General features: G+C 66.0%; 21 protein-coding genes. 12 read left to right on the forward strand and 9 right to left on the reverse strand.

Going from position 1 to position 26962, the window contains the following annotated elements; genetic code table 11:
• The first annotated feature begins 90 nt into the window (after positions 1–90).
• The 11 genes from CXQ88_RS11330 (at position 91) to CXQ88_RS11380 (ending at position 15048) form a co-directional block, all read left to right on the forward strand.
• Entirely contained in the window at positions 91–2067 is a 1977-nt protein-coding gene (locus CXQ88_RS11330; protein WP_104044277.1) for an APC family permease, read from the forward strand.
• Positions 2064–3473 carry a class I SAM-dependent RNA methyltransferase gene (locus CXQ88_RS11335; protein WP_104044278.1) on the forward strand — a complete coding sequence of 470 codons (1410 nt, stop codon included), beginning with the start codon at positions 2064–2066 and terminating at the stop codon, positions 3471–3473. Before CXQ88_RS11330 ends, CXQ88_RS11335 begins: the two co-directional genes overlap by 4 nt.
• A 165-nt stretch (positions 3474–3638) precedes the next feature.
• Positions 3639–6464 carry an aconitate hydratase gene (locus CXQ88_RS11340; protein ID WP_104044279.1) on the forward strand — a complete coding sequence of 942 codons (2826 nt, stop codon included), beginning with the start codon at positions 3639–3641 and terminating at the stop codon, positions 6462–6464.
• A 140-nt stretch (positions 6465–6604) separates the two neighbouring features.
• A complete protein-coding gene (gene dxs / locus CXQ88_RS11345) occupies positions 6605–8578 on the forward strand; it encodes a 1-deoxy-D-xylulose-5-phosphate synthase (RefSeq protein ID WP_104044280.1) in 1974 nt (657 codons plus the stop codon).
• Positions 8575–9195 (forward strand): DUF402 domain-containing protein, encoded by a 621-nt coding sequence (locus CXQ88_RS11350; RefSeq protein ID WP_104044281.1) that lies wholly within the window; start codon positions 8575–8577, stop codon positions 9193–9195. The genes dxs and CXQ88_RS11350 overlap by 4 nt, the downstream gene beginning before the upstream one ends.
• Positions 9192–9752 carry a hypothetical protein gene (locus CXQ88_RS11355; RefSeq protein ID WP_104044282.1) on the forward strand — a complete coding sequence of 187 codons (561 nt, stop codon included), beginning with the start codon at positions 9192–9194 and terminating at the stop codon, positions 9750–9752. Before CXQ88_RS11350 ends, CXQ88_RS11355 begins: the two co-directional genes overlap by 4 nt.
• Positions 9753–9760: 8 nt before the next feature.
• Positions 9761–10738, forward strand: a complete 978-nt coding sequence (locus CXQ88_RS11360; protein ID WP_104044283.1) for an aldo/keto reductase — start codon at positions 9761–9763, stop codon at positions 10736–10738.
• 7 nt (positions 10739–10745) lie between these two features.
• Positions 10746–11771 (forward strand): nucleoside hydrolase, encoded by a 1026-nt coding sequence (locus CXQ88_RS11365; RefSeq protein WP_104044284.1) that lies wholly within the window; start codon positions 10746–10748, stop codon positions 11769–11771.
• A 162-nt stretch (positions 11772–11933) separates the two neighbouring features.
• A complete protein-coding gene (locus tag CXQ88_RS11370; RefSeq protein WP_104044285.1) occupies positions 11934–12752 on the forward strand; it encodes a glycosyl transferase family 9 in 819 nt (272 codons plus the stop codon).
• Between the two features lie 10 nt (positions 12753–12762).
• Entirely contained in the window at positions 12763–13500 is a 738-nt protein-coding gene (locus tag CXQ88_RS11375; RefSeq protein WP_104044286.1) for an energy-coupling factor transporter transmembrane component T, read from the forward strand.
• Positions 13501–15048: an ABC transporter ATP-binding protein gene (locus tag CXQ88_RS11380; protein ID WP_104044287.1), complete on the forward strand. Its 1548-nt coding sequence runs from the start codon at positions 13501–13503 to the stop codon at positions 15046–15048.
• 80 nt (positions 15049–15128) lie between these two features.
• On the opposite strand, the gene CXQ88_RS11385 is transcribed toward CXQ88_RS11380, so the two are convergent.
• From CXQ88_RS11385 to CXQ88_RS11425, 9 genes are all read right to left on the reverse strand, one after another.
• Positions 15129–17306, reverse strand: a complete 2178-nt coding sequence (locus tag CXQ88_RS11385; protein WP_104044288.1) for a 3-hydroxyacyl-CoA dehydrogenase NAD-binding domain-containing protein — start codon at positions 17304–17306, stop codon at positions 15129–15131.
• Positions 17303–18586, reverse strand: a complete 1284-nt coding sequence (locus CXQ88_RS11390) for a thiolase family protein (protein WP_104044289.1) — start codon at positions 18584–18586, stop codon at positions 17303–17305. Before CXQ88_RS11390 ends, CXQ88_RS11385 begins: the two co-directional genes overlap by 4 nt.
• A 174-nt stretch (positions 18587–18760) precedes the next feature.
• Positions 18761–20095, reverse strand: coding sequence for an HRDC domain-containing protein (locus CXQ88_RS11395; RefSeq protein WP_104044290.1), 1335 nt, complete (start codon positions 20093–20095; stop codon positions 18761–18763).
• An 87-nt stretch (positions 20096–20182) separates the two neighbouring features.
• Positions 20183–20833 carry a DUF3000 domain-containing protein gene (locus CXQ88_RS11400; protein WP_104044291.1) on the reverse strand — a complete coding sequence of 217 codons (651 nt, stop codon included), beginning with the start codon at positions 20831–20833 and terminating at the stop codon, positions 20183–20185.
• Positions 20834–20894: 61 nt separating this feature from the next.
• The gene (locus CXQ88_RS11405; RefSeq protein ID WP_104044367.1) at positions 20895–21995 is read right to left on the reverse strand and encodes a threonine aldolase family protein; all 1101 of its coding nucleotides are present in this window, start codon (positions 21993–21995) and stop codon (positions 20895–20897) included.
• A 62-nt stretch (positions 21996–22057) separates the two neighbouring features.
• Complete coding sequence (locus CXQ88_RS11410) at positions 22058–22858, reverse strand: SDR family oxidoreductase (RefSeq protein WP_104044368.1); 801 nt, start codon at positions 22856–22858, stop codon at positions 22058–22060.
• 44 nt (positions 22859–22902) lie between these two features.
• Positions 22903–24270 carry a DUF6421 family protein gene (locus tag CXQ88_RS11415; protein ID WP_104044292.1) on the reverse strand — a complete coding sequence of 456 codons (1368 nt, stop codon included), beginning with the start codon at positions 24268–24270 and terminating at the stop codon, positions 22903–22905.
• Between the two features lie 143 nt (positions 24271–24413).
• On the reverse strand, positions 24414–24935 hold the full coding sequence (msrB, locus tag CXQ88_RS11420; protein WP_104044293.1) for a peptide-methionine (R)-S-oxide reductase MsrB: 522 nt from the start codon (positions 24933–24935) through the stop codon (positions 24414–24416).
• A gap of 14 nt (positions 24936–24949) precedes the next feature.
• Complete coding sequence (locus tag CXQ88_RS11425; RefSeq protein ID WP_104044294.1) at positions 24950–25441, reverse strand: hypothetical protein; 492 nt, start codon at positions 25439–25441, stop codon at positions 24950–24952.
• A 112-nt stretch (positions 25442–25553) separates the two neighbouring features.
• Here CXQ88_RS11425 and CXQ88_RS11430 point away from each other — a divergent pair, with 112 nt between their 5' ends.
• Positions 25554–26882, forward strand: a complete 1329-nt coding sequence (locus CXQ88_RS11430) for an alpha/beta hydrolase family protein (protein ID WP_104044295.1) — start codon at positions 25554–25556, stop codon at positions 26880–26882.
• Positions 26883–26962 lie beyond the last annotated feature (80 nt).

The following is a 26962-nucleotide window of genomic DNA, read 5'->3' on the forward strand; positions in this document are numbered from 1 at the left end:
CCTGCCGCTAGAACTCTACCGTCAGGGTCCCCGATCCGGCTGTCCATGGGCTGTCATGACACAGCCCGGGAATCAGACTAGCTTTGTGGGGTGCTGACAATATTGAACGCCGCGAAGCGCGTGCTCGTGGGCAGGCCGTTCCGGAACGACCGGATGGCCCATACGCTGCTTCCCAAGCGGATCGCACTTCCGGTGTTCGCTTCCGACGCCCTCTCATCCGTTGCCTACGCCCCCGATGAGATCCTGCTCACCCTCGCTTTGGCCGGAGTCAGCGCGGTGGCGTTTTCACCCTGGGTGGGCTTGGCCGTCATGGTGGTCCTGCTGACCGTCGTAGCCTCCTACCGGCAGAACGTCCACGCGTACCCTTCCGGGGGCGGGGACTATGAGATTGCAGGGGAGAACCTGGGGAAGTACGCCGGCCTCACCGTGGCATCGGCCCTCCTGGTGGACTATGTCCTGACTGTTGCAGTGTCGATGTCCTCGGCCGCCGCCTATGTCACCACCGCCATCCCGGCACTCCACGGGCAGCAGGCCATGATTGCCACCATCGGCGTGGTGGTCCTTGCGCTGGTGAACCTGCGCGGCGTTAAAGAGGCCGGCAACGTGTTCGCCGTCCCTACCTACATCTTTATGGCCTCGATCCTGGGAATGACAGCGGTGGGCATCTTCCAGGCGGCCACCGGCCAGCTGGGCGAAGCGCCCTCCGCCGCCTTTACCATCGTGCCGGCGCCCGGTTTCGACGAAGGGCTGGTGGGACTCGCCGGCGCCTTCCTCCTGCTCCGTGCTTTCTCTTCCGGTGCCGCGGCACTCACCGGTGTTGAAGCCATCAGCAACGGAGTCCCCAACTTCAAGCCGCCGAAGAGCAAAAACGCGGCAACCACGCTGCTGCTCCTGGGCGTAATCGGTGCGTCCATGCTCGCGGGGATCATCTACCTGGCCAATGCCACCAAAGTCCACATCGTCCTGGACCCCGCCACGGAATTCCTTCTGAACGGCAGCCCGCTACCGGCGGGCTACATCCAAACCCCCGCCATCAGCCAGATTGCCCAGACCATCTTCGGCCCGGGATCCATACCGTTCTACATTGTGGTGGCTGCCACCGGCATCATCCTGGTGTTTGCCGCCAACACCGCCTTCAACGGCTTTCCGGTGCTTGGCTCCATCCTTGCCCAGGACGGCTACCTGCCGCGCCAGCTGCGCACCAGGGGCGACCGGCTGGCCTTCAGCAATGGCGTCCTTGCCCTGGCCGCCGGAGCGCTGGTGCTCATCCTCGCCTTCAACGCCGACGTCACCAAGCTCATCCAGCTGTACATCGTGGGCGTCTTTATCTCCTTCACGGCCAGCCAGCTGGGGATGATCCGGCACTGGGGCCGCCAGCTGAAGCTGGCCAAGGACAAAGTCGTCCGACGCCGGATGGCAAAGTCGCGTGCCATCAACAGCATCGGCTTCGGCATGACCGCCCTGGTGCTGGTCATTGTGCTGGTCACCAAGTTCGAGCAGGGCGCCTGGATTGCCCTGCTCGCCATGTTCGTCCTCTTCCTGATTATGTGGAGCATCAGGGCGCACTACGACAACGTGGCCAGGGAACTGGCAGTGGACGAGGACTCCTCTCCACGGGCCCTGCCCACCCGGGTGCACGCCGTGCTGCTGGTGTCCCATGTTCGCAAGCCCGTCCTTCGGGCCCTTGCGTACGCCAGGGCCTCCCGGCCATCGAGGCTGGATGCGGTTACGGTGGACATCGACCCCGAAGAAACCGCAGGCACGGTGGCCGACTGGGAAAAGCTGGACATTCCCGTGCCGCTGACGGTGCTGGCGAGCCCCTACCGTGAGACCGTCACCCCCATCATGGAGTACGTCAAACAGATGCGGCGCGACTCGCCGCGGGACCTGATTGTGGTGTACATCCCCGAATACGTGGTGGGCAAGTGGTGGGAGCAACTGGTCCACAACCAGACGGCACTGCGCATCAAGACCCGGCTCCATTTTGAACCAGGCGTTATGGTGGCCAGTGTTCCCTGGCAGCTCAAATCATCCGAAGAAGCAAAGAACCTGCAGGACATCCAATGACCCCGAAGACACAAACCCAGCCGGCACTGACCGGAGAAGCCGGCACCGAAGCAGTGCTCGACGTCGGGCCCGTCGCCCACGGCGGTCATTGCGTCGCGAGGCATGAAGGGCGCGTCATCTTTGTCCGGCACGCCATCCCGGGTGAGAAGGTGCGGGCGCGGCTGACCGACGCCGACGACAAGGCCAAATTCTGGCGTGCCGACGTCGTCGAGGTGCTCGAAGCGTCGCCGGACCGGGTGGACCACTTTTGGCACCCCGCAGATTCACGCCGCGCCTGGCGCCACGGGCACCCGCCCGTGGGCGGCGCGGAGTTTGGCCACATCACCCTTGCCCGCCAGCGCAGCCTCAAGGCAGACGTGCTAGCGGAACAGCTCAACCGGCTCGCCGGCGTGGAGCAGCTCCCGGACGGCTGGGCCGGCACCGTGGAAGCGGCGGGGGGCACCGCACCGGCGTCGGATGCAGGAGCGGAGGCAACGCACGACGGCGGCGACGGCCTCCGCTGGCGGACGCGGGCAAGTTTCTCGGTCACCGCCGGCGGCAAGCTCGGTATGCATGCGCACCGCTCAGGACACATCATCCCCATCCATGAGATGCCGCTGGCCATCGACGCCATCAACAACCTGCGCCTGTGGGACATCGACCTGCAGGGCGTTGAACGGGTTGAGGTCGCCGCCCCGGCCAACGGCTCACGGCCCTTGGTGCTGCTGGCCCCGGCCGAGGGAACCAAGCCCAAGCGCCTTGCCTCCATCGCGGCGGGCCTTCCCGCCGACGTTTCCGTTGCCGCCTTCGACCCCACCACCGAGGAGGTGCAACAGTTGCGGGGCAGGCTGTGGGTGCAGGAGTCTGCCGCCGGGCACGAGTACCGGGTCACCGGCGCAGGGTTCTGGCAGATCCACCGCGACGCGCCCGGGACGCTTGTGGGGGCCGTCACAGAATTCCTTCAAGGCGGAGGCTTCCTCCACCCCGGCGCGGTAGTGGCTGACCTCTATGCGGGAGCCGGGCTCTTCACCGCCGTCCTCGCCGACGCGGTGGGGGAGACGGGGTCCGTCCTTTCGGTGGAAGGTGCTCCCGGAACCAGCCGGGACGCACGCAAGAACCTCCACGCAGCGCCACAGGTTGAGATCGTCCAGGGCCGCGTTGAGCGCGTCCTCCGCCATAAACCCCGGGACTTCGACGCCCTGGTCCTTGATCCGCCGCGGGCCGGCGCCGGGAAGGCAGTGGTGAATCAGCTGGTTGCAGCGAGCCCCCGCGCCATTGCCTACGTGTCCTGCGATCCGGCGTCGTTCGCACGTGACGTAGGGTACTTCCGGCAGGCCGGTTGGGAGCTTGCAGGCCTCCGGGCTTTCGACCTCTACCCCCACACCCACCACCTGGAGACGGTGGCGCTGCTAACTCCGCGTCCCTGATGCCGGAACATGTTTCGACTACTATGGCGGTAGTAGTCCCACGTCGCGCTCCGTAATCACGGCCGGCCGTGTGCAATTTTCGGGCCCTGGACTAATTAGGGCTTCCTAACTAGCAGGCGGTCACCCGCGCGACAAAGATGAAACTGTTGCGAGAGGAGTCCTGCGATGAGCACTGTGGACAGCTTCGGTTCAAAAGGCAAACTTAATGTAGCCGGAACCGATTACGAAATTTTCCGGTTGAACTCCGTTGAAGGTGCAGAAAACCTTCCGTTCAGCCTCAAGGTATTGCTTGAAAACCTGTTGAGGACCGAGGACGGCGCGAACATCACTGCCGATCACGTCCGCGCCTTGGCAGGCTGGGATCCCAATGCCCAGCCCAATACAGAAATCCAGTTCACGCCTGCACGCGTGATCATGCAGGACTTCACCGGTGTTCCCTGCGTGGTTGACCTGGCGACGATGCGTGAAGCGGTCAAGGAACTGGGCGGTGACCCCAAGCGGGTCAACCCCCTGGCACCTGCCGAGATGGTCATCGACCACTCGGTCCAGATTGACGCCTTCGGCAACTCCGGCGCACTGGAGCGCAACATGGAGATCGAGTACCAGCGCAACGGGGAGCGTTACCAGTTCCTGCGCTGGGGCCAGACCGCGTTTGACGACTTCAAGGTGGTTCCCCCGGGGACCGGCATCGTGCACCAGGTCAACATCGAGTACCTGGCACGCACTGTCATGACCCGTGAAGTTGACGGCACCCTGCGCGCCTACCCGGACACCTGCGTGGGCACCGACTCGCACACCACCATGGTTAATGGCATGGGCGTGCTGGGCTGGGGCGTCGGTGGCATCGAAGCCGAGGCCGCGATGCTGGGTCAACCGGTCTCCATGCTGATTCCGCGCGTTGTGGGCTTCAAGCTGACCGGGTCCATTCCGGCGGGCGCCACCGCAACCGACGTGGTGCTCACCATCACCGAGCAGCTCCGCAAGCACGGTGTTGTGGGCAAGTTCGTGGAGTTCTACGGCGAAGGCGTGGCCGCTGTGCCGCTCGCCAACCGCGCCACCATCGGCAACATGAGCCCGGAATTCGGTTCCACGGCCGCCATGTTCCCGATCGACGACGTCACCCTGGATTACCTGCGCCTCACCGGGCGTGCGGACCAGAACGTGGCCCTCGTGGAGGCCTACGCGAAGGAACAGGGCCTCTGGCACGATCCTTCCCGCGAGATCAAGTTCTCCGAGTACCTGGAACTGGACCTGTCCACGGTTGTTCCGTCCATCGCCGGCCCCAAGCGCCCGCAGGATCGGATCGAACTGACCGAGGCCAAGGACGAGTTCCGGCACGACCTGAAGAACTACGTCTCCCACGACGCAGACGCCGGCACCCTGGACGAGTCACTCGAAGAGACCTTCCCGGCTTCCGATTCGCCCTCCTTCACTGCCGGAGCCACCAACATCTCCGACACCGACCGCGAGCCTGAGAAGTACGCGGCAGGCCACGGGGGAGCGGGACGCATCACCAATCCCGTTCCGGTCAAGATGGCTGATGGACGCGAGTTCGAACTGGACCACGGTGCGGTCACCATCGCATCCATCACGTCCTGCACCAACACGTCCAACCCGTCGGTCATGCTGGCCGCCGCGGTCCTGGCCCGCAATGCCGTGGACAAGGGCCTCACGTCCAAGCCGTGGGTCAAGACCTCGGTTGCACCCGGCTCGAAGGTTGTCACCGACTACTACGAGAAGTCCGGCCTGACCCCCTACCTGGAGAAGCTCGGCTTCTACATCGTGGGCTACGGCTGCGCCACCTGCATCGGTAACTCCGGGCCGCTGGAAACCGAAGTCTCGGAAGCCATCCAGGCCAACGACCTTGCCGTCGCGGCCGTCCTCTCGGGCAACCGCAACTTCGAAGGCCGTATCAACCCGGACATAAAGATGAACTACCTGGCCTCCCCGCCGCTGGTCATCGCCTATGCCCTGGCCGGTTCCATGGACTTCGACTTCGAAACCGACGCCCTGGGCCAGGACCAGGCCGGCAACGACGTCTTCCTGAAGGACATCTGGCCCAACCCGGTTGAGGTCCAGCAGGTCATCGACTCCTCGATCGACAAGGAAATGTTCGCCAGGGGCTACGAAGGCGTCTTCGAGGGCGACGACCGCTGGAAGGCGCTCGACACGCCCGCCGGTGACACCTTCGCCTGGGATCCGAACTCAACCTATGTCCGGAAGCCCCCGTACTTCGAGGGCATGAAGGCACAGCCTGAGCCGGTCCAGGACATCTCGGACGCCCGCGTGCTCCTGAAGCTGGGCGATTCGGTCACCACCGACCACATCTCACCGGCCGGTTCCTTCAAGTCCGACACCCCGGCCGGCCAGTACTTGCTGGCCAACGGCGTGGAGCGCAAGGACTTCAACTCCTACGGTTCCCGCCGCGGCAACCACGAGGTGATGATCCGCGGAACGTTCGCGAACATCCGCATCAAGAACCAGATCCTGGACGGCGTCGAAGGTGGCTTCACCCGCGACTTCACCCAGGAAGGCGGCCCGCAGGCCTACGTCTACGACGCTGCGCAAAACTACCAGGCCGCCGGCACTCCGCTGGTTGTCCTGGCCGGCAAGGAATACGGTTCCGGTTCCTCCCGTGACTGGGCTGCCAAGGGTACCGCGCTGCTGGGCGTCAAGGCTGTCATCGCCGAGAGCTACGAGCGGATCCACCGCTCCAACCTCATCGGCATGGGCGTCCTGCCGCTGCAGTTCCCGGCAGGCGAAACCGCTGCCACCCTGGGCCTGTCCGGCACGGAAACGTTCTCGGTCGAGGGCGTCACCGCCCTGAACGAGGGCACCACGCCGAAGACCCTCAAGATCACGGCAAACGCCGAGGACGGCAGCTCGGTATCGTTCGACGCCGTCCTGCGCATCGATACCCCGGGCGAAGCGGATTACTACCGCAACGGCGGCATCCTGCAGTACGTTCTGCGCCAGATCTCCGCGAACTAGCGGTTTCTGCACTCAGCACCACCTAGCGAAGCCCCGGCCGGTCACCGACCAGCCGGGGCTTCGGCTTTTCTGGTGAGTCTGGTCCTGCGGACCAAGGCGTTAGAGTTAAACGGCACGTCTACCACCCAAAGGAGGGGTCATTGGGAATCTTGGACACCATCCGGAATCCGCAGGACCTGAACGAGTTGTCCGAAGAACAGCTGAAGCAGCTGGCTTCGGAGGTCAGGAATTTCCTGATCACGAACGTCTCCCAGACGGGCGGACACCTCGGACCCAACCTCGGCGTGGTGGAGCTGACGCTCGCCGTGCACCGCATCTTCGATTCGCCCCGCGACAGCATCGTTTTTGACACCGGCCACCAGTCATACGTGCACAAACTGCTGACCGGCCGCCAGGACTTCAGCACCCTGCGCCAGGAGGGCGGCATGTCCGGCTACCCGTCCCGCGCCGAATCCGAGCACGACATTGTGGAAAGCTCTCACGCTTCTTCGTCGCTGTCCTGGGCCGATGGTATCTCCCGCGCCCGGCAGCTCACCGGTGAAGGCGACCGGCACGTCGTCGCGGTCGTAGGGGACGGTGCCCTCACCGGCGGCATGGCCTGGGAAGCCATCAACAACATTGCCGCGGACAAGCGGCGCCGGGTGGTCATTGTGGTCAATGACAATGGCCGGTCCTATGCCCCCACCGTGGGCGGGTTTGCAGACTACCTCGCCTCCCTGCGTCCCACCATCGACTCTTTCCGCACAGCTCCCGCCTACGAGGTGGCGCTGGATTGGTGGAAGAAGAAACTGCAAAGCGGCGGACCGGTGGGCCAGTTCACCTACAAGAGCCTGCATGCCATGAAGAAGGGCATCAAGGACTGGTGGGCGCCACAGGGCATGTTCGAAGACCTCGGCATGAAGTACATCGGCCCGGTGGACGGCCACAACCTCCAGGCCATGGAGCACGCTTTGTCCACCGCCAAGCATTACGCCGGCCCCGTGATCGTCCATGCCATGACCGAAAAGGGCCACGGCTACGCTCCGGCACGTGCGCACGAAGCAGACCAGTTCCACGCCGTGGGCATCATCGACCCGGAAACCGGCGAGCCTACCGGCACCGCCGGCGCACAGTCCTGGACGTCCGTCTTCGCGGACGAGATCGCGGTCATCGCCGATGAGCGGAAGGACGTCGTGGGCATCACCGGCGCCATGCTCATCCCGGTGGGCCTGCACAAGTTCGCGGCCCGGCACCCGGACCGGGTGATCGACGTCGGAATCGCCGAACAGCACGCCCTGACCTCCGCGGCCGGCATGGCCTTCGGCGGCCTGCACCCCGTGGTTGCCGTCTACGCCACCTTCCTGAACCGGGCCTTCGACCAGCTCCTGATGGACGTTGCCCTGCACAAGGCCGGCGTCACGATCGTCCTGGACCGCGCAGGCGTCACCGGGCCGGACGGCGCCAGCCACCACGGGATGTGGGACATGTCCATGGTCCAGATCGTTCCGGGCCTCCATCTGGCCGCGCCCCGTGATGCCAGCAGGCTGCGCGAGGAACTCCGCGAAGCCGTGGCCATCAGCGACGCACCCACCGTAGTGCGTTTCTCCAAGGGATCTGTCGGCGCCGAAGTTGAAGCGCTGGAACGCCTCAGCGACGGCGTGGACGTCCTGTCCCGCCGGCCCAGCGGTTCCACCGAGAACGACGTCCTGATCATCTCCGTGGGGGCCATGTCCGAACTCGCCCTGGACGTGTCCAACCGGCTCGGCGCGCAGGGCATCAGCACCACCGTAGTGGACCCGCGTTGGGTGCTTCCCGTCCCGCGTTCCATTATCGCCCTGGCTTCGCACCATCGCTTGGTGATCTGCATCGAGGACGGCGTCCGTGCCGGCGGCGTGGGCTCCCGGATCCGCCAGGAAATGCGCGCCGCCGGCGTGGACACCGCCCTGAACGAGGTGGGCCTGCCGGTCGAATTCCTGGACCACGGAACGCGCAAGCAGGTCCTGGAACGTGTCGGCCTGACGGCCCAGCAGATAACGCACGACGTCGTCGCCCAGGTTCTTGGGACAAAGGTCCCGTTCGCACGTCCCTTGCCGGGCCAGCAGCATCCCACCACCGGCAGCCTTCCGATCCTGTGAGGGAGGAAGACGGGCTGAAATACCCGGGCGGCGTAGGGGAGTCCGGACCGGCGACGCACACGACCACCACACGGGTTCCCGACGGTCTGCAGCCGGGCCAGCTGGTAGTGGCCCGGAACAGGAAATGGAACGGCAAGGCGCACTGGGTGGTCCCGGGGCGTTACCTGGGCGAAGACCGGCACGGCTGGTGGATTTTCCAGGGGACCAACGAGTTCTGTTCCCGTCCCGGCGCCGCCTTTTATACCCGGTCCGATGCTGTCTTGCTGGTTCCGCGTTCCGGTGACTGGGTTGCCACCTTTTACGATGCTGCTCATCCCGGCGGCGTACGCGTCTACGTGGACCTCGCCGTGGGGCACGAGTGGACGGCCATCCGGCCCGCCGTCACCGAGTTCCATGTGATCGACATGGACCTGGACGTCATCCGAACCGCGGACCGGGGCGTTTTCATCGACGACCAGGACGAGTTCGCCGATCACAGCATCACCATGAACTATTCGGAGCGGCTCGTGGAAGACATCCAGGCCGCTGCTGACCAGCTTTACCAGGCCGTCAAGGCGCAGCACGCACCATTCGACGGCACCGACGCCGAATGGTTTACCAAGGGACGGTCGTCATGAGCGGAATTGTCAGGGTGTACAAACGGGACGAAGAGGGCACCCTCCACTTCAGGGAGGCCTGGTTCGACGAGGACTACAACCAGTTCGTGATGAATTACGGAGCGGTGGGGCACCAGAGCAAGACCGAGGAAACCGACGTACCGGACGGTCAGGCAGCCGAGGGCCTCCTGGACGCATTTGCGGTTCAATGCGCCGAGGACGGCTACGCCGAGATCCCGGAAGAGGAACAGTTCTGGGTCGTGGCGCAGTTCGCGCTTAAAACCAGGGAAGGCACCGACAGGGACCGCTACCTGGAGGAAAAGGCCACGGACGCACTCATTAGCCACCTCGCCTGGCGCGGACTCGGGACGGTGGAACGTTCCGAATTCACGGACTACAAGCTCAACATCTTTTGCCTCTGCCCCGACATCAACAAGGCAGTCAACGCCATCAAGGTCTGCAGCCGGGGCGAGGACCTGGACTTCACCAAGCTCAGCATCGGCGCAGCGCCCCACGGCGATCCGCAGAACTTCAAGCTCAAGCATTCCGCCAAGCCCGCCAACACCTTCAGCCTTTAGGAGCGTCCGTGACCACCTACCGCCGCGTCGGAAAGTCCGGCCTCACCGTCTCCACGGTCGGCCTGGGCTGCAATAACCTGGGTCGTGCCAATACCGTCACCGAGTCGCAGGAGGCCACCGACGCCGTCGTCCATGCAGCGGTCAACGCCGGAATCACCCTGTTCGATGTTGCGGACACCTACGGCCGGGAACCCGGACTGAGCGAAACGATGCTCGGCAAGGCCCTTGGCAACAGGCGGGCCGACGTCGTTGTGGCCACCAAGTTCGGTATGGACATGAAGGGCGCCAATGGACCGGACTTCGGCGCCCGCGGCTCGCGACGCTACATCATGCAGGCCGTGGAGGCCTCGCTGCGGAGGCTGGGCACCGACTGGATCGACCTTTACCAGTTCCACACCCCGGATCCGCTGACCCCCATCGACGAAACACTGTCCGCACTGGATACCCTCGTCACGAGCGGCAAGGTCCGGTACATCGGGCATTCCAACCGGGCCGGCTGGCAGATCGCCCAGGCCGAGTACGTGGCCCGCGAACTCGGCAGTGCCCGCTTCATCTCCACCCAGAACCACTACAACCTCCTGGACCGCCGCGCCGAGCTTGAGGTGACGCCGGCCGCAGAGGAGTTCGGGCTGGGCGTCCTGCCGTACTTCCCCCTCGCCAACGGGCTGCTGACCGGGAAGTACTCGCCCGGCCACGCCCCGGAAGGTTCCAGGCTCAGCCACACCCGCAAGCACCTGGTCCACGACGCCGACTGGGACCAGCTGGACAGGTTCAGCAGCTTTGCAGGGGAACGCGGACTGAACGAAAGCCAGGTGGCTTTCTCCTGGCTGGCAGCCCAGCCGTCCGTGGCGAGCGTCATTGCCGGCGCCACCAGGCCGGAACAGGTCCGCCAAAACGCGGAATCAGCGGACTGGCTGCCCTCGGACAAGGATCTCGCAGAGCTGGACAGCATCTTCCCGGCCGTTCCCAAGGTGGCCCTGTTTTAGGAGCGCCATGACCGCCTTCCTGCTGGACGTGGACACGGGCATTGACGACGCCCTGGCCCTCGCCTACCTCGCCGCCCTGCCGGACACGGAGTTCGTCTCCGTCACCTCCACTCCGGGAAACGTTGATGTTGACCAGGTGGCGCGCAACACCCTGGCACTGCTGGAACTGTGTGGCCGCCATGGGGTGGAAGTGGCCATCGGTGCCCGCGAACCGCTGGCCATACCACTGCTGACCACCCCCGAAACGCACGGCCCCCAAGGCCTCGGTTACGCGGTCCTGCCGGAACCGGCCGGCAGTGTGTCGGCGCGCAACGCCGTCGACCTGTGGGTGGAACACGCCCGGGCCCGGCCGGGGGAGCTGACCGCCCTCATCACCGCACCCCTGACCAACTTTGCGCTGGCACTGCGGCAGGAGCCGCAACTGCCGGAGCTACTGGCCAAGGTGGTGATTATGGGCGGCAGCTTCTATCACCAGGGCAATACAACGCCCACCGCAGAGTGGAACACGCACGTGGACCCGCACGCGGCCAAGGAAGTCTATGCCGCTTTCCAGGGCATGCCGCTGGAGAAGCTCCCCATCGTCTGCTCCCTGGATACCACAGAGCGGATGGAGCTGCACCCCGTACATGTCCGGCAGCTGGCAGAGGCGTCCGGGGCGAAGGTTCCCGAACTGGTGCTGTCCGAACAGCCGGAGGGCCAGCGCAGCACGTCCGACAACACCCTGGTCCGGCACCTGTCCGATGCGCTGCGGTTCTACTTCGAGTTCCACCGCCGCTACGACCAGGGCTACCTGGCCCACGTCCACGACTACTTCGCCGCCGGCGTCGCAGCCGGCACCCTCGGCTTCGATTCGCGTCCCGCCACAGTTGACGTCGAAACCGGCTCAAAGATGCTGATTGGCACCACCGTTGCGGACTTCCGCGGCCTCTGGGGCCAGCCGCCGAACGCCCGGGTGGTGTCCGCCAACTATCCGGAAGCTGCCTTCCGCGAGCTGGTGGACGCCGTCGGGAGCCTGGCCCGACGCGTCGGCTGAGCGCTCCCCGAACCCTTCGCGGGCCGCCCGGGCAGCCGCGGTAGAATAGTCGGCGGACCGGACAGGCGCAGCTGCCTGGCGGCAGCTGCCGAGGTGACATAAGCAGCGTTCCATTCCGGCCCCGGATTCCCGGGCCGGCCGTGCGCACCCCGAAGGAACTCCATGTCATCGCCCTCCCTGACGCTGCCGTCCCCGGCACCGGCCGCCGCCCGTAAACGCCGCGTACTGGAAATCCTCGGTGCCCTGGCCATCGCCGGCACTTACATCTACCTCGTCCTCAACCAGCCTGCAGACATCACCGGCGGCCCCGGAAGCGCCTCGGCCCTGATTGCCCTGTCCGGTTTCCTTGTAGGCGCCATCCTGCTCGTCGTCGCTGTCCTTCCTACCCTGCCGACATCAACCATGGTGCTGATCCCTGTTGCCCTGGTGCTGAACATCGTGCTCGGCCAGTTCGTAGGCAGCACCCTGGTCCCGTTCTACCTCGACGCCATCGGTACGGTACTGATTGCTGTCCTCGCCGGCCCGGCGGCCGGCGCAGCAACCGGCGCGTTGAGCAGCATCGTCTGGTCCTTCTTCAACCCCACCGTTCTGCCATTCGCCGCCGGCGCGGCACTGATCGGCTGCCTCGCAGGCCTGGCTGCCCGTTACGGACTCTTCCGCCGTTTCTACCTGGCCCCCGTCGCCGGATTCCTTACCGGCATCATCGGCGGAGTGGTATCGGCCCCGGTGGCGGCCTTCGTCTTCGGCGGCACGTCCGGCGTGGCCACCGGAGCCATCGTCAGCGCCTTCCGTTCCATGGGGGACACCCTCCTGGCCGCCATCACCAAGCAGGCCCTCATCTCCGACCCCATGGACAAGGCCATCGTGTTCGCTGCCGTTGCCGTGCTGGTCTACGCCCTGCCCCGCCGCGCCAGCCTGCAGTTCCCGTTCGTCCGGCGGCACCGCGTGCTGGCGGGCAAGGCGCCTGAACAGGGCTCCTGACCACCTGCCCATGCGACTGCATCCACTGACCTCCCTCGCCGTTGCCGGCAGTACGGCGGTCATTACGACGGCGGCCGCGAGCTGGCCGCTGTCCCTCGCAGTGATCGCGGCCGCGGTGGGTCTCTCGGCTTTGGGCGGCACGCTCCGCCCGCTGCTGCCCGCGGCCGCTGCCGTCCTGGTGCCGCTGTGTTTGTCGCTGCTGGTCCTGCACGGCCTGTTTTTCCCGGAAGGGGTTTCCGTGCTGGCCCAGTGGGGCCCCGCGCGCGTCACCACTGAAGGGCTTTCCTTTGCACTCCAGCGGGCAGCGCAGCTCTCGGCAGCCGTCCTGGCCCTCCTGGTGTTCTCCTTCAGCGTCAACGTTCCCGACCTGGTGGCAGCGTTGCCCGCGAAAGGCATCCAGGGCCGGGTCGCCTTCGTGCTGGCGTCCACCCTGACCCTGATGCCTGCCGCCGCGTCCCGGCTGCAACGCATCAGGCAGGCCCAGGAAGCGCGCGGGCTCGTCATCCGCCGTGGCCTGCTGCACCGGATGGCAGCTTTCCGGCTGCAGGCCGTTCCCCTGGTGTCGGCGCTGGTGGAGGAAGCCGGAACCCGCGGCTCCGCGCTCGATGCCCGCGGCTTCGGCAGCACTGGCCCCCGCACCAGCTACCGGGAAGTGCCGGACCGGCCCCTTGAGCGGTTGCTGCGCACTTTCCTGCTACTGGCCGCGGTGGTTGCGGTGGCGGCCCGGCTGTGGCAGGCGGGCGGCTAGGTGCATCCCTCCACTGCCCTCAGCGCAGGAATCAGGAGCTTTACGTTCCACGAGGAGGACTCGCCCGTCCTTCGCGACGTAGACCTCTCCTTTGCGCCCGGAACCCTCACAGTGATCCTTGGCGGGTCCGGAAGCGGCAAGTCCACGCTGGGCCGGCTCCTCGCGGGCTGGCTGTCACCCGGGACAAGAGGAAGCCTGCACGGGCACCTCGAACTTGCGGGGACCAGGCTCCACTTCAACGGAAGCGCCGACGATCCCCGAATCAACCCTGCCCAATGGGGTGTACAGGTGGGGTTCGTCCCGCAGGACGCCTCAAGCGCCTTGTCCACGGTCAGGGCCACCGTGGCCGAAGAACTGGCTTTCGGCCTCGAAAACGCTGGCGTGGACCGGGCCGCCATGAAGGCAGCCGTGAAGCGCACCGCGGACCTGCTCGGACTGAACCGGCTGCTGGACCGCCACCCTGGCACCCTTTCCGGCGGGCAACTGCGGCGCCTGGCCATTGGCTGTGCGGTCATCGCGGAGCCGGCCGTCCTGGTCCTGGACGAGCCTCTTGCCTCCCTTGACGCAGCCGGGACGGATGAACTGGCGTTCCTGCTGCGCAGGCTCTTGGCCGGCGGCACCGCCGTCGTCGTCCTCAGCCAGGCGATCGACGGGGCGCTGCTTGAGGCCGACTGGTGGATAGTCCTCGACGGCGGCACGGTGACGGCCAGCGGCACGCCGGAGGACCTGCACGCGGCGCCCGAATGTTTGCCGGCCGCGATCCGGCGGCCCGGCCCTGAGCCGAAGTCGAGAATGCCGGCACGGGGCAGCGCAACATGGGGTGCTCAGGCTGCTGCCGAGCCCATCTTGGAGCTCCGGGGTGTGGCCTTCGGATACCACGGCAACCCGGGCCGCGGCAGGAAGGCCAAGGCGGCCACCCGCGGTGCCAGCGGGCATGAGCTCAACACGGTGCTGTTGGGGATTGACCTGGTGCTCTTGCCGGGGGAGATCGTCGCCGTCACCGGAGCCAACGGCGCGGGTAAATCCACGCTCCTGCGCCATCTCAACGGATTGCTGCGGCCCACATCGGGCAGCGTTCTCCTCAACGGGAAGGACATTGCCCGCGTGCCCGTCGGCGAGGTGGCTGCTTCCGTGGGACTGCTTTTCCAGAACCCGCGCGACCAGCTCTTCGAACGGACTGCTGCCCGGGAGGTCCGGTTCGGTTTGGACCGGAGGTTCGGCGCCGACGAGGCGGCCGACAGAACCGCCGCCGCCTTGGCGGCCGTGGGCTTGGCTGAAGCCGCGCACGGCCACCCGGCCGAGTTGCCCGCCTCCGGCCAGCGGCTACTGGCGCTGGCCACGGTCCTTGCCCGACGGCCGGCCGTCCTGGCTCTGGACGAGCCCACGGTTGCCCTGGACGGAAATGGCCTTGCTGTGCTGGACACCGCGGTCCGTTCCGCAGCAGCGGCCGGCGCCGCCGTCGTCCTGGTCACCCATGACGTGCCCTACGCGCGTTCGGTGGCGGACCGCCTGTTAGCGCTCGACGGCGGGCGGCTGCTGGGCAACTGACATCGGCGCCTGCGTGCAAAAGGGCTCCGTCCGGAAGTATGGACGAAGCCCTTCTGCGTTTGCCCGTGGAGGGCACGCAGTTAGACGCCGGCGGGCTGGCCTGCCGGGCGGGAGGCAACCCCGGGCGGGAGGAACCGCTTGCCGTTGACCCGCTCCGAGGCGCCAACCCGATCCAGGTACGGGGTGATGCCGCCCAGGAACATCGGCCAGCCGGCACCAAGGATCATGCAGAGGTCGATGTCTTCCGGTCCGGCCACCACCCCTTCTTCCAGCATCAGGCCAATTTCCTCTGCGAGGGCATCCTGGGTGCGCCGCAGAACTTCCTCCGAGCTGGAGGGATTGGTCCCGAAGGACATCAGCGACAACGTGGACTGCGGGATCTCCTGCTGGCCGTCCCCGCCGCGAGCCCACAGGCTCTTCACGCCGTTATCGATCAGTTTCTGCAGGTTGGCGGATACCGTAAACCGTTCACCGAAGGCGGCATGCAGCGACTCCTGGACATGCTGGGCCACGGGGAGTCCCACCATGGCGCCGAGGGTGAAGGGGGTCATCGGCAGGCCCATCGGGCGCAGGGCGTCGTCCGCCACTTCAGCGGGGGTGCCTTCATCAAAGGCGGCTGTGACTTCGCCCATGAGCCGCAGCAGGATCCGGTTGACCACGAACGCAGCGGCATCCTTGACCAGCACGCCTGTCTTTTTCAGGGCCTTTGCGAGCTCAAAGGCCGTGGCCAGCACCGCGTCGTCGGTCCTTGGGGCGCGGACAATCTCCAGCAGCGGCATCACAGCCACCGGGTTGAAGAAGTGGAAGCCCACCAGCCGTTCCGGGTGCTTCAGGTCCTCGGCCATGGCCGTCACGGACAGCGAGGACGTGTTGGTGGCCAGGATGCATTCCGGGGTAACGATCGCCTCCAGCTCGGCAAACACCTGCTTCTTGACGTTCAGCTCCTCGAAGACGGCTTCGATCACGAAGTCGGCGTCGGCGAACACGTCCTTGGATACCGAACCCGTCACCAGCGCCTTCGTGCGGTTGGCGGCGTCCTGGCTGATCCGTTTTTTGCCCAGCAGCTTGTCCACTTCGGCGTGGACGTAGCCCACGCCTTTGTCCACCCGGGCCTGGTCGATGTCTGTCATCACCACGGGCACCTTGAGCTGGCGGGCGAAGAGCAGCGCCAGCTGGCTCGCCATCAGGCCGGCGCCCACAACGCCCACCTTGGTGACCGGACGCGCCAGCTTGCGGTCCGGAGCGCCTGCCGGACGCTTGGACCGCTTTTGGACCAGATCCAGGAAGGCGTACACGGTGGCACGGAATTCGTCGGTCTGCATCAGTTCTGCGAGGGTTTCGCATTCGAGCGCAGCGGACTCGGCCTGGGTCATGGTGCGGTTGCCCTCGAGGATGTCCAGGACCTTGGCCGGGGCGGGTGCCGCGTTGGACGTTTTGGCTTCCACCAGCGCCCGCCCGGCAGATACGGCGGCGGCCCACCGTGTTGCTGTGTCCGGATCGGCGGGGGCGACGGCGTTGGCACGTTCCGCCGTCGTTTCGCCCGTGATGACTTTCGCGGCCCAGGCAAGGGACTGCTCCAGGAAGTCCGCCGGCTCGAACATGGCGTCGGCGATGCCGAGTTCGAAGGCCTGGGGGCCGGTCAGCGTCCGGTTGTTGCTCAAGGGGTTTTCGATCATGACCTTCACGGCATTTTCCGGACCGATAAGGCGCGGCAGGATATACACTCCGCCCCAGCCCGGCACCAGGCCGATGAACGCCTCCGGCAACGCCAGCGCGCCGGCTCCTGTGGACACTGTTCGATAGGTGGACTGCAGGGCAATCTCCAGGCCGCCGCCGAGCGCTGCACCGTTGATAAAGGCGAAACTTGGCACGCCCAGGTTGGCCAAAGTGCTGTAGACATCGTGGCCCAGCTGGGCCATCCACAATCCATGCTCGCGTTTGTCCAGGGTCTTGACCGTGGAAAGGTCAGCGCCGGCCACCAGGTAGTACGGCTTACCAGTGACGCCCACTCCTACGATTTCGCCGCGCTGGGCCCGCTCCCGGAGTTCCTCGAGCACGGTGCCAAGTTCCACCAGGGTGTTGGGCCCCAAAGTGGTGGGTTTGGAGTGGTCCAGGCCGTTGTCCAGCGTGATGAGGGCGAACGTGCCGGGACTTCCCTGTCCGGCTGGAGCCGGGAGTTCTATGTCCTGGACGTAGGAATGAGTCACGGTTTCGTTGGGGAAGAGGACGGCAAGCTGGGTGAAATCTACGGCGCTCATGCTGCTCCTTCGGAAACGGTTGCGGTGGTTGCGGCGGATTCCCCTTGCCGGGCCCCGCTGTAGTCGGCGTGGTACGGGTTCTCCCAAATGACGGTGGCACCCATTCCCAGTCCCACGCACATGGTGGTGATGCCATACCGCACGGAAGGGTCCTCCTCGAACTGCCGGGCGAGCTGGTTCATCAGCCGCACTCCCGAGGAGGCGAGCGGGTGGCCCACGGCAATGGCTCCGCCGTAGCGGTTGACCCGGGGATCGTCGTCGGCGATGCCGAAGTGTTCCAGGAAGCTCAGTACCTGGACGGCAAAGGCTTCGTTAATTTCGAACAGGCCGATGTCCTCGATGGAGAGCCCTGCGTTTTTCAGGGCCTTCTCCGTGGCGGGAACGGGGCCGATGCCCATTACCTCGGGCTCGACTCCGGCGTAGGCGTAGCTGACCAGGCGCATGCGGACGGGCAGCCCGAGCTCGATTGCGGTTTCGGCCGATGCCAGGATGGCTGCGGTGGCGCCGTCGTTCAAACCTGCGGCGTTTCCTGCTGTGACACGGCCGTGGGACCGGAACGGTGTGCGGAGGGTGGCAAGGTCCGCCATGGTGGTGCCCGGCCGGGGCGGCTCGTCCACGGTATTGAGGGTCCAGCCCTGGCCGGGCTTCAGGGTCGCTACGGGCACCAGGTCCTGCTGGATCCGGCCCTTGCTGCGGGCTTCATCAAATTTCCGCTGCGACGCCACCGCGTAGGCATCAGTCCGTTTCTTCGTGATGGAGGGAAAACGGTCGTGCAGGTTCTCGGCGGTGTTCCCCATGTTGAGCGCTGCAGGATCGACCAGCCGTTCAGACATAAACCGCGGGTTGGGGTCCGCTCCCGAGCCCATCGGGTGGTTGCCCATGTGCTCAACGCCGCCGGCTATCACCACGTCGTAGGCGCCAAAACCGATGCCCCCGGCGGTGGAGGTGACGGCGGTCATGGCCCCGGCGCACATGCGGTCAATCGCGAAGCCTGGAACAGTCCTGGGGAGCCCGGCCAGGAGGGCTGCCGTCCGGCCGAGCGTCAGGCCCTGGTCACCGCTTTGGGTGGTGGCCGCAATGGCCACCTCGTCAATGCGCGCGGGCGGCAGCGACGGATTCCGGCGCAGCAGCTCGCGAAGGCACTTCACTATCAGGTCATCGGCCCGGGTGCCGGCATAGATGCCCTTTTCTCCTGCCCGGCCGAAGGGCGTGCGGAGGCCGTCGACAAAAACGACGTCCCGGACAGTGCGGTTGGACGCGCTGCTTCCGTTGTGGCTCACGTGTAACTCCTCATCGAGACGTAGGCGTCAGTGCATGCCGCAGGGCGGCAGGCAGCTGAACGGCAATACTTCCGATGTTACTCGCGAGTAACTTAAGCTGCAAGAGGTGGATTATTGAGCCGAGACGTGGATCCCGGCAGGCGTCAGCACTCACGTACTTGTTTGTTTCAGTGCCTACTGTCCGGCAACAGCCACGTCAGCCTTGGGTTCCTTGGGCGGCAGCGGCTGCGGGTTAAGGAACGCGTCCGTGATGAGGGGCGCCGCCAGTTCCACCTGCCACTGCCGTGCGCCGAGCGCACGAAGTTCCGCACCCACCGATGCTTCGCTGATCTCGGCAGGGGGCCGCCATGCCACCCTGCGCAGGTAGTCGGGAGTCAGCAGGTTCTCGAGGGGGAGGTTCAGCTGATCGGCCCTTTCCTGCAGCAGTGGCCGGGCGGTGGCCAGCCGGGCGGCAGCCTCCGGGTCACGGTCGGCCCAGACCCGCGGCGGAGGCGGGGCATTGGTGGCCAGGTGCAGCGGCGGAAGCTCCTCCAGGTCCCGGGCCGCCGCGACGCAGCGCAGCCACCGGGGGGCCTCCCGCTGCGCCGCCCGCCCATGGAAGCCCTTGGTACCGAGCAGTTGGGGCACGGTGGACGGCATTGCCTTCGCCGCAGCCACCAAAGCCGAATCCGGGATCAGCCTTCCCGGGGCCACGTCCCGCTTCTGGGCCAGGGAGTCGCGTTCCAGCCAGAGCTCCCGGACAGCAGCCAGCTGCCGCCGGTCGCGGATCTGGTGGAGGCCGGACGTTTTCCGCCAAGGATCAACCCGCGGCGGAGCGAGTCCCGCGCCCAGGATCGCGGCAAATTCCTGCTCGGCGTACTCCAGCTTGCCGTCGGCTTCCAGGAGTTCAATAAGTTCTTCCCGCAGCTCCGTCAGGACTTCAACGTCCAATGCGGCGTACCGCAGCCACGGCTCGGGAAGGGGCCGCGTGGACCAGTCAGCGGCCGAGTGTTCCTTGGCGAGCCCAAACCCCAGCAATTGCTCAATAACGGCGGCGAGGCCAACCCTCGGGAGGCCCGCCAGGCGGGCTGCCAGTTCGGTGTCAAAGAGCTTGTCCGGCCACATGCCGAGTTCGGACAGGCAAGGCAGGTCCTGGCTGGCCGCATGCAGGATCCACTCAACGCCGCGCAGGGCGTCGTTGATGATGTCCAGATTGTCGAAGGGCTCGGGATCGATCAGCCACGTCCCTGCCCCCTCGCGGCGGATCTGGACGAGGAAGGCACGCTGTCCGTAGCGGAAGCCGGAGGCGCGTTCTGCGTCCACGCCCGCAGGTCCGGTGCCTGCAGCGATCGCAGCTGCGCACCGCTCCAGCCCGGCTTGCGTTTCGATGACCAATGGAACGCCGTCGCGGGGCGAATCGAGCTCAATGATTTCGGGGATAGGGCTGTCAAAGCCTTCCACCGTGATGTGGGGTGCGGTATCAGCAGCCGGAACGCCGGCCGTGGTGTTTTCCGGAATGTTAGGGGTCATGATGCCCTTAGTTTACCGGCCGGCCGGTAACGGACTGCCGTCCGGGCCGCGCCGGGACGGCCACGAGCCATGCTGCGTGCCACGCCGCTAGTTCCGGCGCCGGTTCGGGAGCGGGGTGACGCCGTCCGGGAGGGGCGGCAGGCCTGCAAAGGTGCACACCATGTCAGACCAGGCTTCGAGGTGGGCTGTCACGTCCGAGGTGGCCGGAGTCCAGGACGCGCGAAGTTCGATGTCGATGGACCCTGGCCGTTCCGCAAGTGTTCCAAAGCTTTCGGACAGGACCCTGGTGGCCGTGCCGCCGGCCGCACGGTAGGGGGCTTTGTGGTTCTCGAGCGCCTCAACGAGCCAGGTCCATGCCACGGTTCCCAGCATCTCGTCGTTGCCCATCTCCGGCTCCAGCTGGGCCCGGATGTAGGTGACGATGCGGAACTCCCCGTCCCACACTGCGGAGCCTTCGGGGTCGTGGAGCAGGATGAAGCGGCCCGTTGCCAACTCTGTTTCGTCGTCGTCCGGTGTTCCTGACGCGGCTGCCAGCGCCATCGCTGCCGGGCCGTGCAGGGGAGTGGCGGCCGTGCCGGGCCCCGGTGCCAGTACCTCCGCGCCCAGCGCGACGGCGAAGGGCGCCAGGCGTGCCGGCGCGGGGATCTCCGCCAGGTGGAGTTCCCCGCGGCACCGGGCTTTCCTGAGTGTTCCCAAGGCGTGGAGAAATTCCGGGGGAACCTTGTCAAGTGCGTTCACCTTCGCAGGTTACGCAACCGGGCCGGGGACGGCGGGAAGGCTCGCCGTCACCACGCGCCGTCTAGCTGGACTGCCCGCTGCCGTAAGCGCGAAGCTCATGGCGGATTGCTGCCACAAAGGCATCGATGTCCTCCTCGGTGGTGTCGAAGGAACACATCCACCGGACTTCCCCGGCGGCCTCGTTCCAGTCGTAGAAGCGGAAGGATTTCCGAAGCCTGTCCGCCACGCCTGCGGGCAGGATGGCAAAGACGCCGTTGGACTCGGTTTTCTGCGTCGGCTGCACACCGTCAATGGTGTCGACGGCGGTGCGGAGCCTGGTGGCCATGGCGTTGGCGTGGGAGGCGGACCGCAGCCAGAGGTCGCCTTCGAGGAGGGCGATGAACTGCGCCGACATAAATCGCATCTTCGACGCGAGCTGCATGTTCATCTTCCGCAGGTACACCAGCCCGTGCGCCGCCTCCGGGTTCAGTGCCACCACCACTTCACCGAACAGCAGCCCGTTCTTGGTGCCGCCGAAGGAAAGGATGTCCACGCCGGCGTCGCGGGTAAACGCCCGCAGTGGGACCTGAAGGTGGGCTGCCGCGTTGGCCAGCCGGGCGCCGTCCATGTGGAGCTTCATGCCCTTGGAATGTGCGTGGTCCGCGATGGCCCGCACTTCTTCCGGCGTGTAGCAGGTTCCGAGCTCGGTGGTCTGGGTGATGGAAACCGCGAGCGGCTGGGCGCGGTGCTCGTCGCCCCAGCCCCAGGCCTCCCGGTCGATCAGTTCGGGCGTGAGCTTGCCGTCCGGAGTGGGGACGTGCAGGAGCTTGATGCCGCCAATGCGTTCAGGCGCACCGTTCTCGTCCATGTTGATGTGGGCAGTGGAGGCACACACCACGGCGCCCCAGCGGGGGAGCAACGACTGCAGCGACAGAACGTTGGCGCCGGTTCCGTTGAAGACGGGAAAGCACTCTATGCCGGGCCCGAAGTGTTCCTCCATCAGTTCCTGCAGCCTGGCAGTGTAATCATCCTCGCCGTAGGAGACCTGGTGGCCGTCGTTGGCCGCAGCCAGGGCCGCGAGGACCTCCGGATGTACCCCCGAGTAGTTGTCCGAGGCGAATCCCCTGATGTTCGGATCGTGCAGTTGCCGGGTTCCGGCGGCAGCTTCTGCTGTTGTTGTCATGGCTTTGCTCACGCTTTCAGTCTAGATACTGTCCGGGCACCGAACAGTCACGAACGGGACAGTCAGGGCGCCAGCAGGAGCCGGCTGCCGTTCAGCCCGATGGCCTCTGTATCAAAAAGTCCGACGACGGCGCGTGCCAGGTCTTCGACGTCAGTTGCGCCGGGGAATTTTCGGTCCGGGTGGTTCCGTCGCATCGCATCGTCCACGAGGGCTTTCACCACCAGGACGACGGCGGCCGCCTCCCCGGCGCTCTTGGTCCCGCCGTCGTTGTTGCCGGCACTTCTGTTCCCGGCGCCGTCACTCGCGTCGCCAGCCTCGTTTGAGGCTGCCCCGTTTGCCGCCGCGGCCCGGCGGAAGCCGTCCGCCATTGCCATGGTCCAGGCCTCGGCCGCGGCCTTGGCGGCGACATAGCTGGCCGAGGCCGCGGTCGGCTTGTCGACGGCGGTGGAGGACACCATCGAAAACCGGCCGCAGGGCGATCCGGCAATATCGTCAAAGAAGGTGCGCGACACGTTCCTGAGCGTGGTGATGGCGCCGCGTTCCAGGAAATCCCAGTCCTCGTCGGTCTGGTCTGCGATGCCTTTGGCACCGCGCCAGCCGCCCACCAGGTGGATGACGCCGTCAACGGTCCCGCCGGATGCGGACACGTCCGCCCGCAACTGCCGCACGTCCTCCAGTTGGGCCAGGTCGCACACAAGGCCCGTCACGCCGTCGCCCGCTTCTTTGGCCGCGGCGTCGATCCGTGCCTGGTCCGAACCGACGGTGAACACCCGATGGCCGACCCCACGAAGGGCCCGGGCGACAGCGATTCCGGATGCTCCGCTGCCGCCGGTCACCAGGATGTTTAGCCTCGGCGCCGAAATCCCCGCTGCCCCAGGCGCTGATTCCTCTGCCACCGGTTCTTCGGTCACAGGGCAGAAGCTCCGGTGATTCCTGCAGTCGACTCAATAACAGGGCGCATCTTTTTCTCCAGTGCTTCATAGAACATGGACAGCGGGAATTCATCATCCAGCACCTGGTCCGTCAGGCCGCGCGGCGGACCAGCCAGCGCCAGCGCATCGGGGCCCTTCGCCCAGGCGGAAGCCGGGTTGGGAGTAACGGTAGCGGAGATCAGCTGGTAAGCGGCCAGCCAGTGCGCAGTTTTCGGCCGGTCGATGGACCGCCAGTACAACTCGTCGATGCTTGCACCCAGCGCGATAACGGCGTCGGCTACTTCGTCCCAGTCAATGGTGAGCCGCGTGTCGGTCCAGTGCAGGACGTGCTGCTGGTGCAGCCAAGCGAACAGGAGCTGGCCACCCAGTCCGTCGTAGTTGCGGACCCGGCTGCCCGTGATGGAAAAGCGGAAAATCCGGTCGAAGATGATGGCGTACTGCACCAGCTTGGCGTGGCGCCGGGTTTCCGGATCGGCGTCTTCGTCCTTCTCGATCCGGACGGACTCGCGGAAGGCCGTCAGGTCGCAGCGCAGCTCTTCGAGGGAGTACAGGAAAAAGGGCATCCGCTGCTTGATCATAAACGGATCGAACGGCAGGTCGCCGCGCATGTGCGTCCGGTCGTGGATGAGGTCCCACATCACGAAGGTGGCCTCCGTCAGGTCCTGGTCCGCCAGGAGTTCTGCTGCGCCTTCGGGAAGTTCCAGGCGGGTGGTCTCGGCGGCTGCCTTCAGCACGCGGCGGAAGCGGGCAGCCTCGCGGTCTGCAAAGATCGCTCCCCATGTGAAGGTGGGGGTCTCCCTGACGGCGACCGTTTCGGGGAACAACACTGCGGAGTTGGTGTCGTAGCCGGCTGTGAAGTCGAGGAAGCGGATGGGGACAAACAGCTTGTTTGAGTATTCCCCGGCCTCCAGTCCGGCGATGAACTCCGGCCAGATCACCTCGATCAGGACTGCCTCAACCAGCCGGCTGCTGCTGCCGTTCTGCGTGTACATCGGGAAGACCACCAGGTGCTGGAGGCCGTCCCTGCGCTGTTCCTGCGGCTGGAAGGCCAGGAGCGACGACAGGAAATCGGGGACGATGAAGCCGTTGGTTGCCCAGGCGGAAAAGTCTGCGCAGACGGCGTCCAGGTAGGGGACGTCATGCGGAAAGGCCGGGACGAGGGCGCGGACGGCTTCCACGATTTCGGCCACGTACCGGGATGCTTCTTCGTGGGCGCCGGGGTCGGGAATGGAACCGTCCTTCACCTGCAAGGACTGCAGGGACGAGGCCGCAGCTTTGAGCCGGAGCCAGTCCTGGTTCTCCGAGGTTATTCCGGTCGAAGCGGTGATCAGTGTTTCGGTCATCGTCGGCTGCCTTTCTGGTTGCTTGCCATCTACGGCGAGCGTAGCAAGCAATCAGTAGGACTAATGTGAAAAGTCCCTTAGCATAAGAAGACCTTGTGCTCGGGGCGCTTTGGACTGGGTGTAGCTCCAGCGTTCCCGGACCCTCAGGCCTCTGTCTCCGGCGCACTGACCTGCGGGTCCTCGCGCGGAACGAGTTTCAGTGAGACGGAGTTGATGCAGTAGCGCTGGTCAGTGGGCGTTCCGTACCCCTCGCCGTCGAACACGTGTCCCAGGTGGGAATCACAGGTGGCGCACCGGACCTCCACCCGCTCCATGCCCAGGGTCCGGTCGTGAATGTACCGCACTGTGCCGTCAGCCAGTGGGGCAAAGAAAGAGGGCCAGCCGCAGTGCGAATCGAACTTCTCATTGCTGGTGAACAGTTCCGCCCCGCACGCCCGGCACTGATAGACGCCGGCTGTATGGGTGTCCCAGTATTCGCCCGTGTAGGGGCGCTCGGTCCCGGACTGCCGGAGCACATGGTATTCCTCCGGTGTCAGCTCCTGCCGCCACTCGGCGTCGCTCTTGTGAACGCTCGGTTCGGCCTCGGGAGCCTCAGGAGCAGGATCCGCAGCCTTGTTTCCGAAGATGCTGTTGTTACCCAGGATGTTGTTTCCGAAGATGCTCATAGCCTTGTCAACGCTCAGGAGTCGCCGATAAATCCCGAACCTGCGTACAGGTGAAGGACGGGGAGGCCAAGTTGGTCCTGGGCCTTGTTGGCCCAGTCAGTGTGGAAGGTGTCTGCCACTGCGTGAGGCCTGGTGATCACCACGGCCTGCGAAGCGCCAGTCTCCTTGACCTTTGACACCAAGCCTTGCACGGCCCCGCCGTCCACCACCTCTCCGGTGACGCCCGCACCGAGTCCGGCCAGCGCCGCCAGCGAGACCGCAAGGGTTTCCGCCGCCTCTGCCCGCTCCGTAGCCGGATCCGGAGCATGGGCGGTCAGCTCCCGGAATGCTTTCGCGATGTCCAGCAAGGAAAGGTTCTCCAGGAAGTCCACCAGCAGATGCCGCTCGGTGTTAGCCGGGACCAGCACCACGAGCCGGGTATCTGCTCCGTCCACCAGGCGCTCGATGTTCAGGCGGTCGTCCGCCCCCAAAGGTTCTTCGGTCAGGATGACGATGGGATCACTCATGGCCTTAGCCTAGTCCGGCGGTGGGTGCGCTGCACTCCTTGAGTCAGAGGGCATTCCCCAACGGGCCGCGGGAAATACGGACTCGCGGTGCCAGGGCGGTAAGAATAGTTCCATGGCACTTTTCCAACGCACCCGCCCTGCTTCGGTCCCGCCCACTCCAGATTCGGGTGCCGGTTTGTCCCTCCGCGCGAAATGGGCCATCGGCGGGGCCATCGGCGGCGGCGCCCTGACCGGGCTGCTGGCCACGGGGTCGTCGGCGCTGGCTGTCTATTTTGCCCGCCGCGTTATCACCCCCGCCCGGCAACGCACGGCAGACCAGGAAGTCCTGGCCGTGATCCGGGACGGCCACCAACAACAGGTGATCCTTGCGGCCAATGACGACACCACGGTGGACGGGGTGTATGGGTTCTTTTTCGACGGCGGAAAGGGGCACGCGCGGATCGGCCGCATTGTCTCGTATTCTCCAGCTGAACGGACGGTGGCACGGGAGGTCGAAGCTGTCTACTCGGGGGACCTCAGCCAGGCGCGCTGGGGCTGGTGGAGCGGCGCCGTCTACCCGGACCCGGCCGCCGTCGGAATCCCTGCAGAGGATGTGTTGATCGACGTAGACCGGGGACAGGCGCCCGCATGGCTGGTCCGCGCCGGCGGCACGGCACGGACGTGGGCGGTGATGGTGCACGGACGCGGCGCCAGCAGGCAGGAGGCGCTGCGCGCCGTCGGACCCGCCCTTGAGCTTGGACTGACCAGTCTCCTGGTGTCCTACCGCAACGACGGACTTGCGCCGTCGGCGGACGACGGGCGGTACGGCCTGGGCTCTACGGAGTGGCGCGACATCGAAGCGGCCATTGAATACGCCCTGGCCAACGGAGCCGAGGAGATCGTGCTGTTCGGCTGGTCAATGGGCGGCGCCATTTGCCTGCAGGCTGCCGACCTGTCGCGCTACCGGAACCTGATCCGGGCCATGGTGCTGGATGCGCCGGTCATCGACTGGGTGACTGTCCTCGCCCACCATGCACAGCTGAACAGGATCCCGTCTCTGGTGGGCCGATACGGGCAGCTTATGCTGGGGCACCCGCTGGGCCGGCGGCTCACGGGCCTGTCCGCTCCGGTGGACCTCAAGGCGATGGACTGGGTGTCCCGTGCAGTGGAACTGCGGACGCCCACCCTGATCATCCACAGCGTGGACGACGAGTACGTGCCATACAAGCCCTCGGCGCTCCTGGCGGAACGCAACCCGGAAATAGTCACCTTTGAGGCCTTCAACCACGCCCGGCACACCAAGGAATGGAACGCTGATCCCGAACGGTGGGAGAGCGTGGTGAAGGCGTGGTTGCGGCAACAACTGGCGCCCAGGCTGAACCCCGGCGGGATCAGGCAGGGAACCGACGCTGCAGCGCCGGAGGATCAGCTCAGTAGTTCCCAGGACCGTCCGGGGGAGTGAAGGGGTCCGTGTAGCTGGAATGGGTCGAACGGTCGCGGTCGGTTAGGCGTTCCGACCACCGGGCACCGTGCCGGTCCACT

The organism is Arthrobacter sp. ZGTC412, assembly GCF_002929215.1.
GTDB lineage: Bacteria > Actinomycetota > Actinomycetes > Actinomycetales > Micrococcaceae > Arthrobacter.

Bases quoted from the DNA above. Each gene is read 5' to 3' on its own strand.
- CXQ88_RS11335 (WP_104044278.1), top strand. From the start codon at position 2,064: ATGACCCCGAAGACACAAACCCAGCCGGCACTGACCGGAGAAGCCGGC.
- CXQ88_RS11340 (WP_104044279.1), top strand. From the start codon at position 3,639: ATGAGCACTGTGGACAGCTTCGGTTCAAAAGGCAAACTTAATGTAGCC.
- CXQ88_RS11355 (WP_104044282.1), top strand. From the start codon at position 9,192: ATGAGCGGAATTGTCAGGGTGTACAAACGGGACGAAGAGGGCACCCTC.
- CXQ88_RS11365 (WP_104044284.1), top strand. From the start codon at position 10,746: ATGACCGCCTTCCTGCTGGACGTGGACACGGGCATTGACGACGCCCTG.
- CXQ88_RS11370 (WP_104044285.1), top strand. From the start codon at position 11,934: ATGTCATCGCCCTCCCTGACGCTGCCGTCCCCGGCACCGGCCGCCGCC.
- CXQ88_RS11375 (WP_104044286.1), top strand. From the start codon at position 12,763: ATGCGACTGCATCCACTGACCTCCCTCGCCGTTGCCGGCAGTACGGCG.
- CXQ88_RS11385 (WP_104044288.1), bottom strand. From the start codon at position 17,306: ATGAGCGCCGTAGATTTCACCCAGCTTGCCGTCCTCTTCCCCAACGAA.
- CXQ88_RS11395 (WP_104044290.1), bottom strand. From the start codon at position 20,095: ATGACCCCTAACATTCCGGAAAACACCACGGCCGGCGTTCCGGCTGCT.
- CXQ88_RS11405 (WP_104044367.1), bottom strand. From the start codon at position 21,995: ATGACAACAACAGCAGAAGCTGCCGCCGGAACCCGGCAACTGCACGAT.
- CXQ88_RS11415 (WP_104044292.1), bottom strand. From the start codon at position 24,270: ATGACCGAAACACTGATCACCGCTTCGACCGGAATAACCTCGGAGAAC.
- msrB (WP_104044293.1), bottom strand. From the start codon at position 24,935: ATGAGCATCTTCGGAAACAACATCCTGGGTAACAACAGCATCTTCGGA.
- CXQ88_RS11425 (WP_104044294.1), bottom strand. From the start codon at position 25,441: ATGAGTGATCCCATCGTCATCCTGACCGAAGAACCTTTGGGGGCGGAC.
- CXQ88_RS11430 (WP_104044295.1), top strand. From the start codon at position 25,554: ATGGCACTTTTCCAACGCACCCGCCCTGCTTCGGTCCCGCCCACTCCA.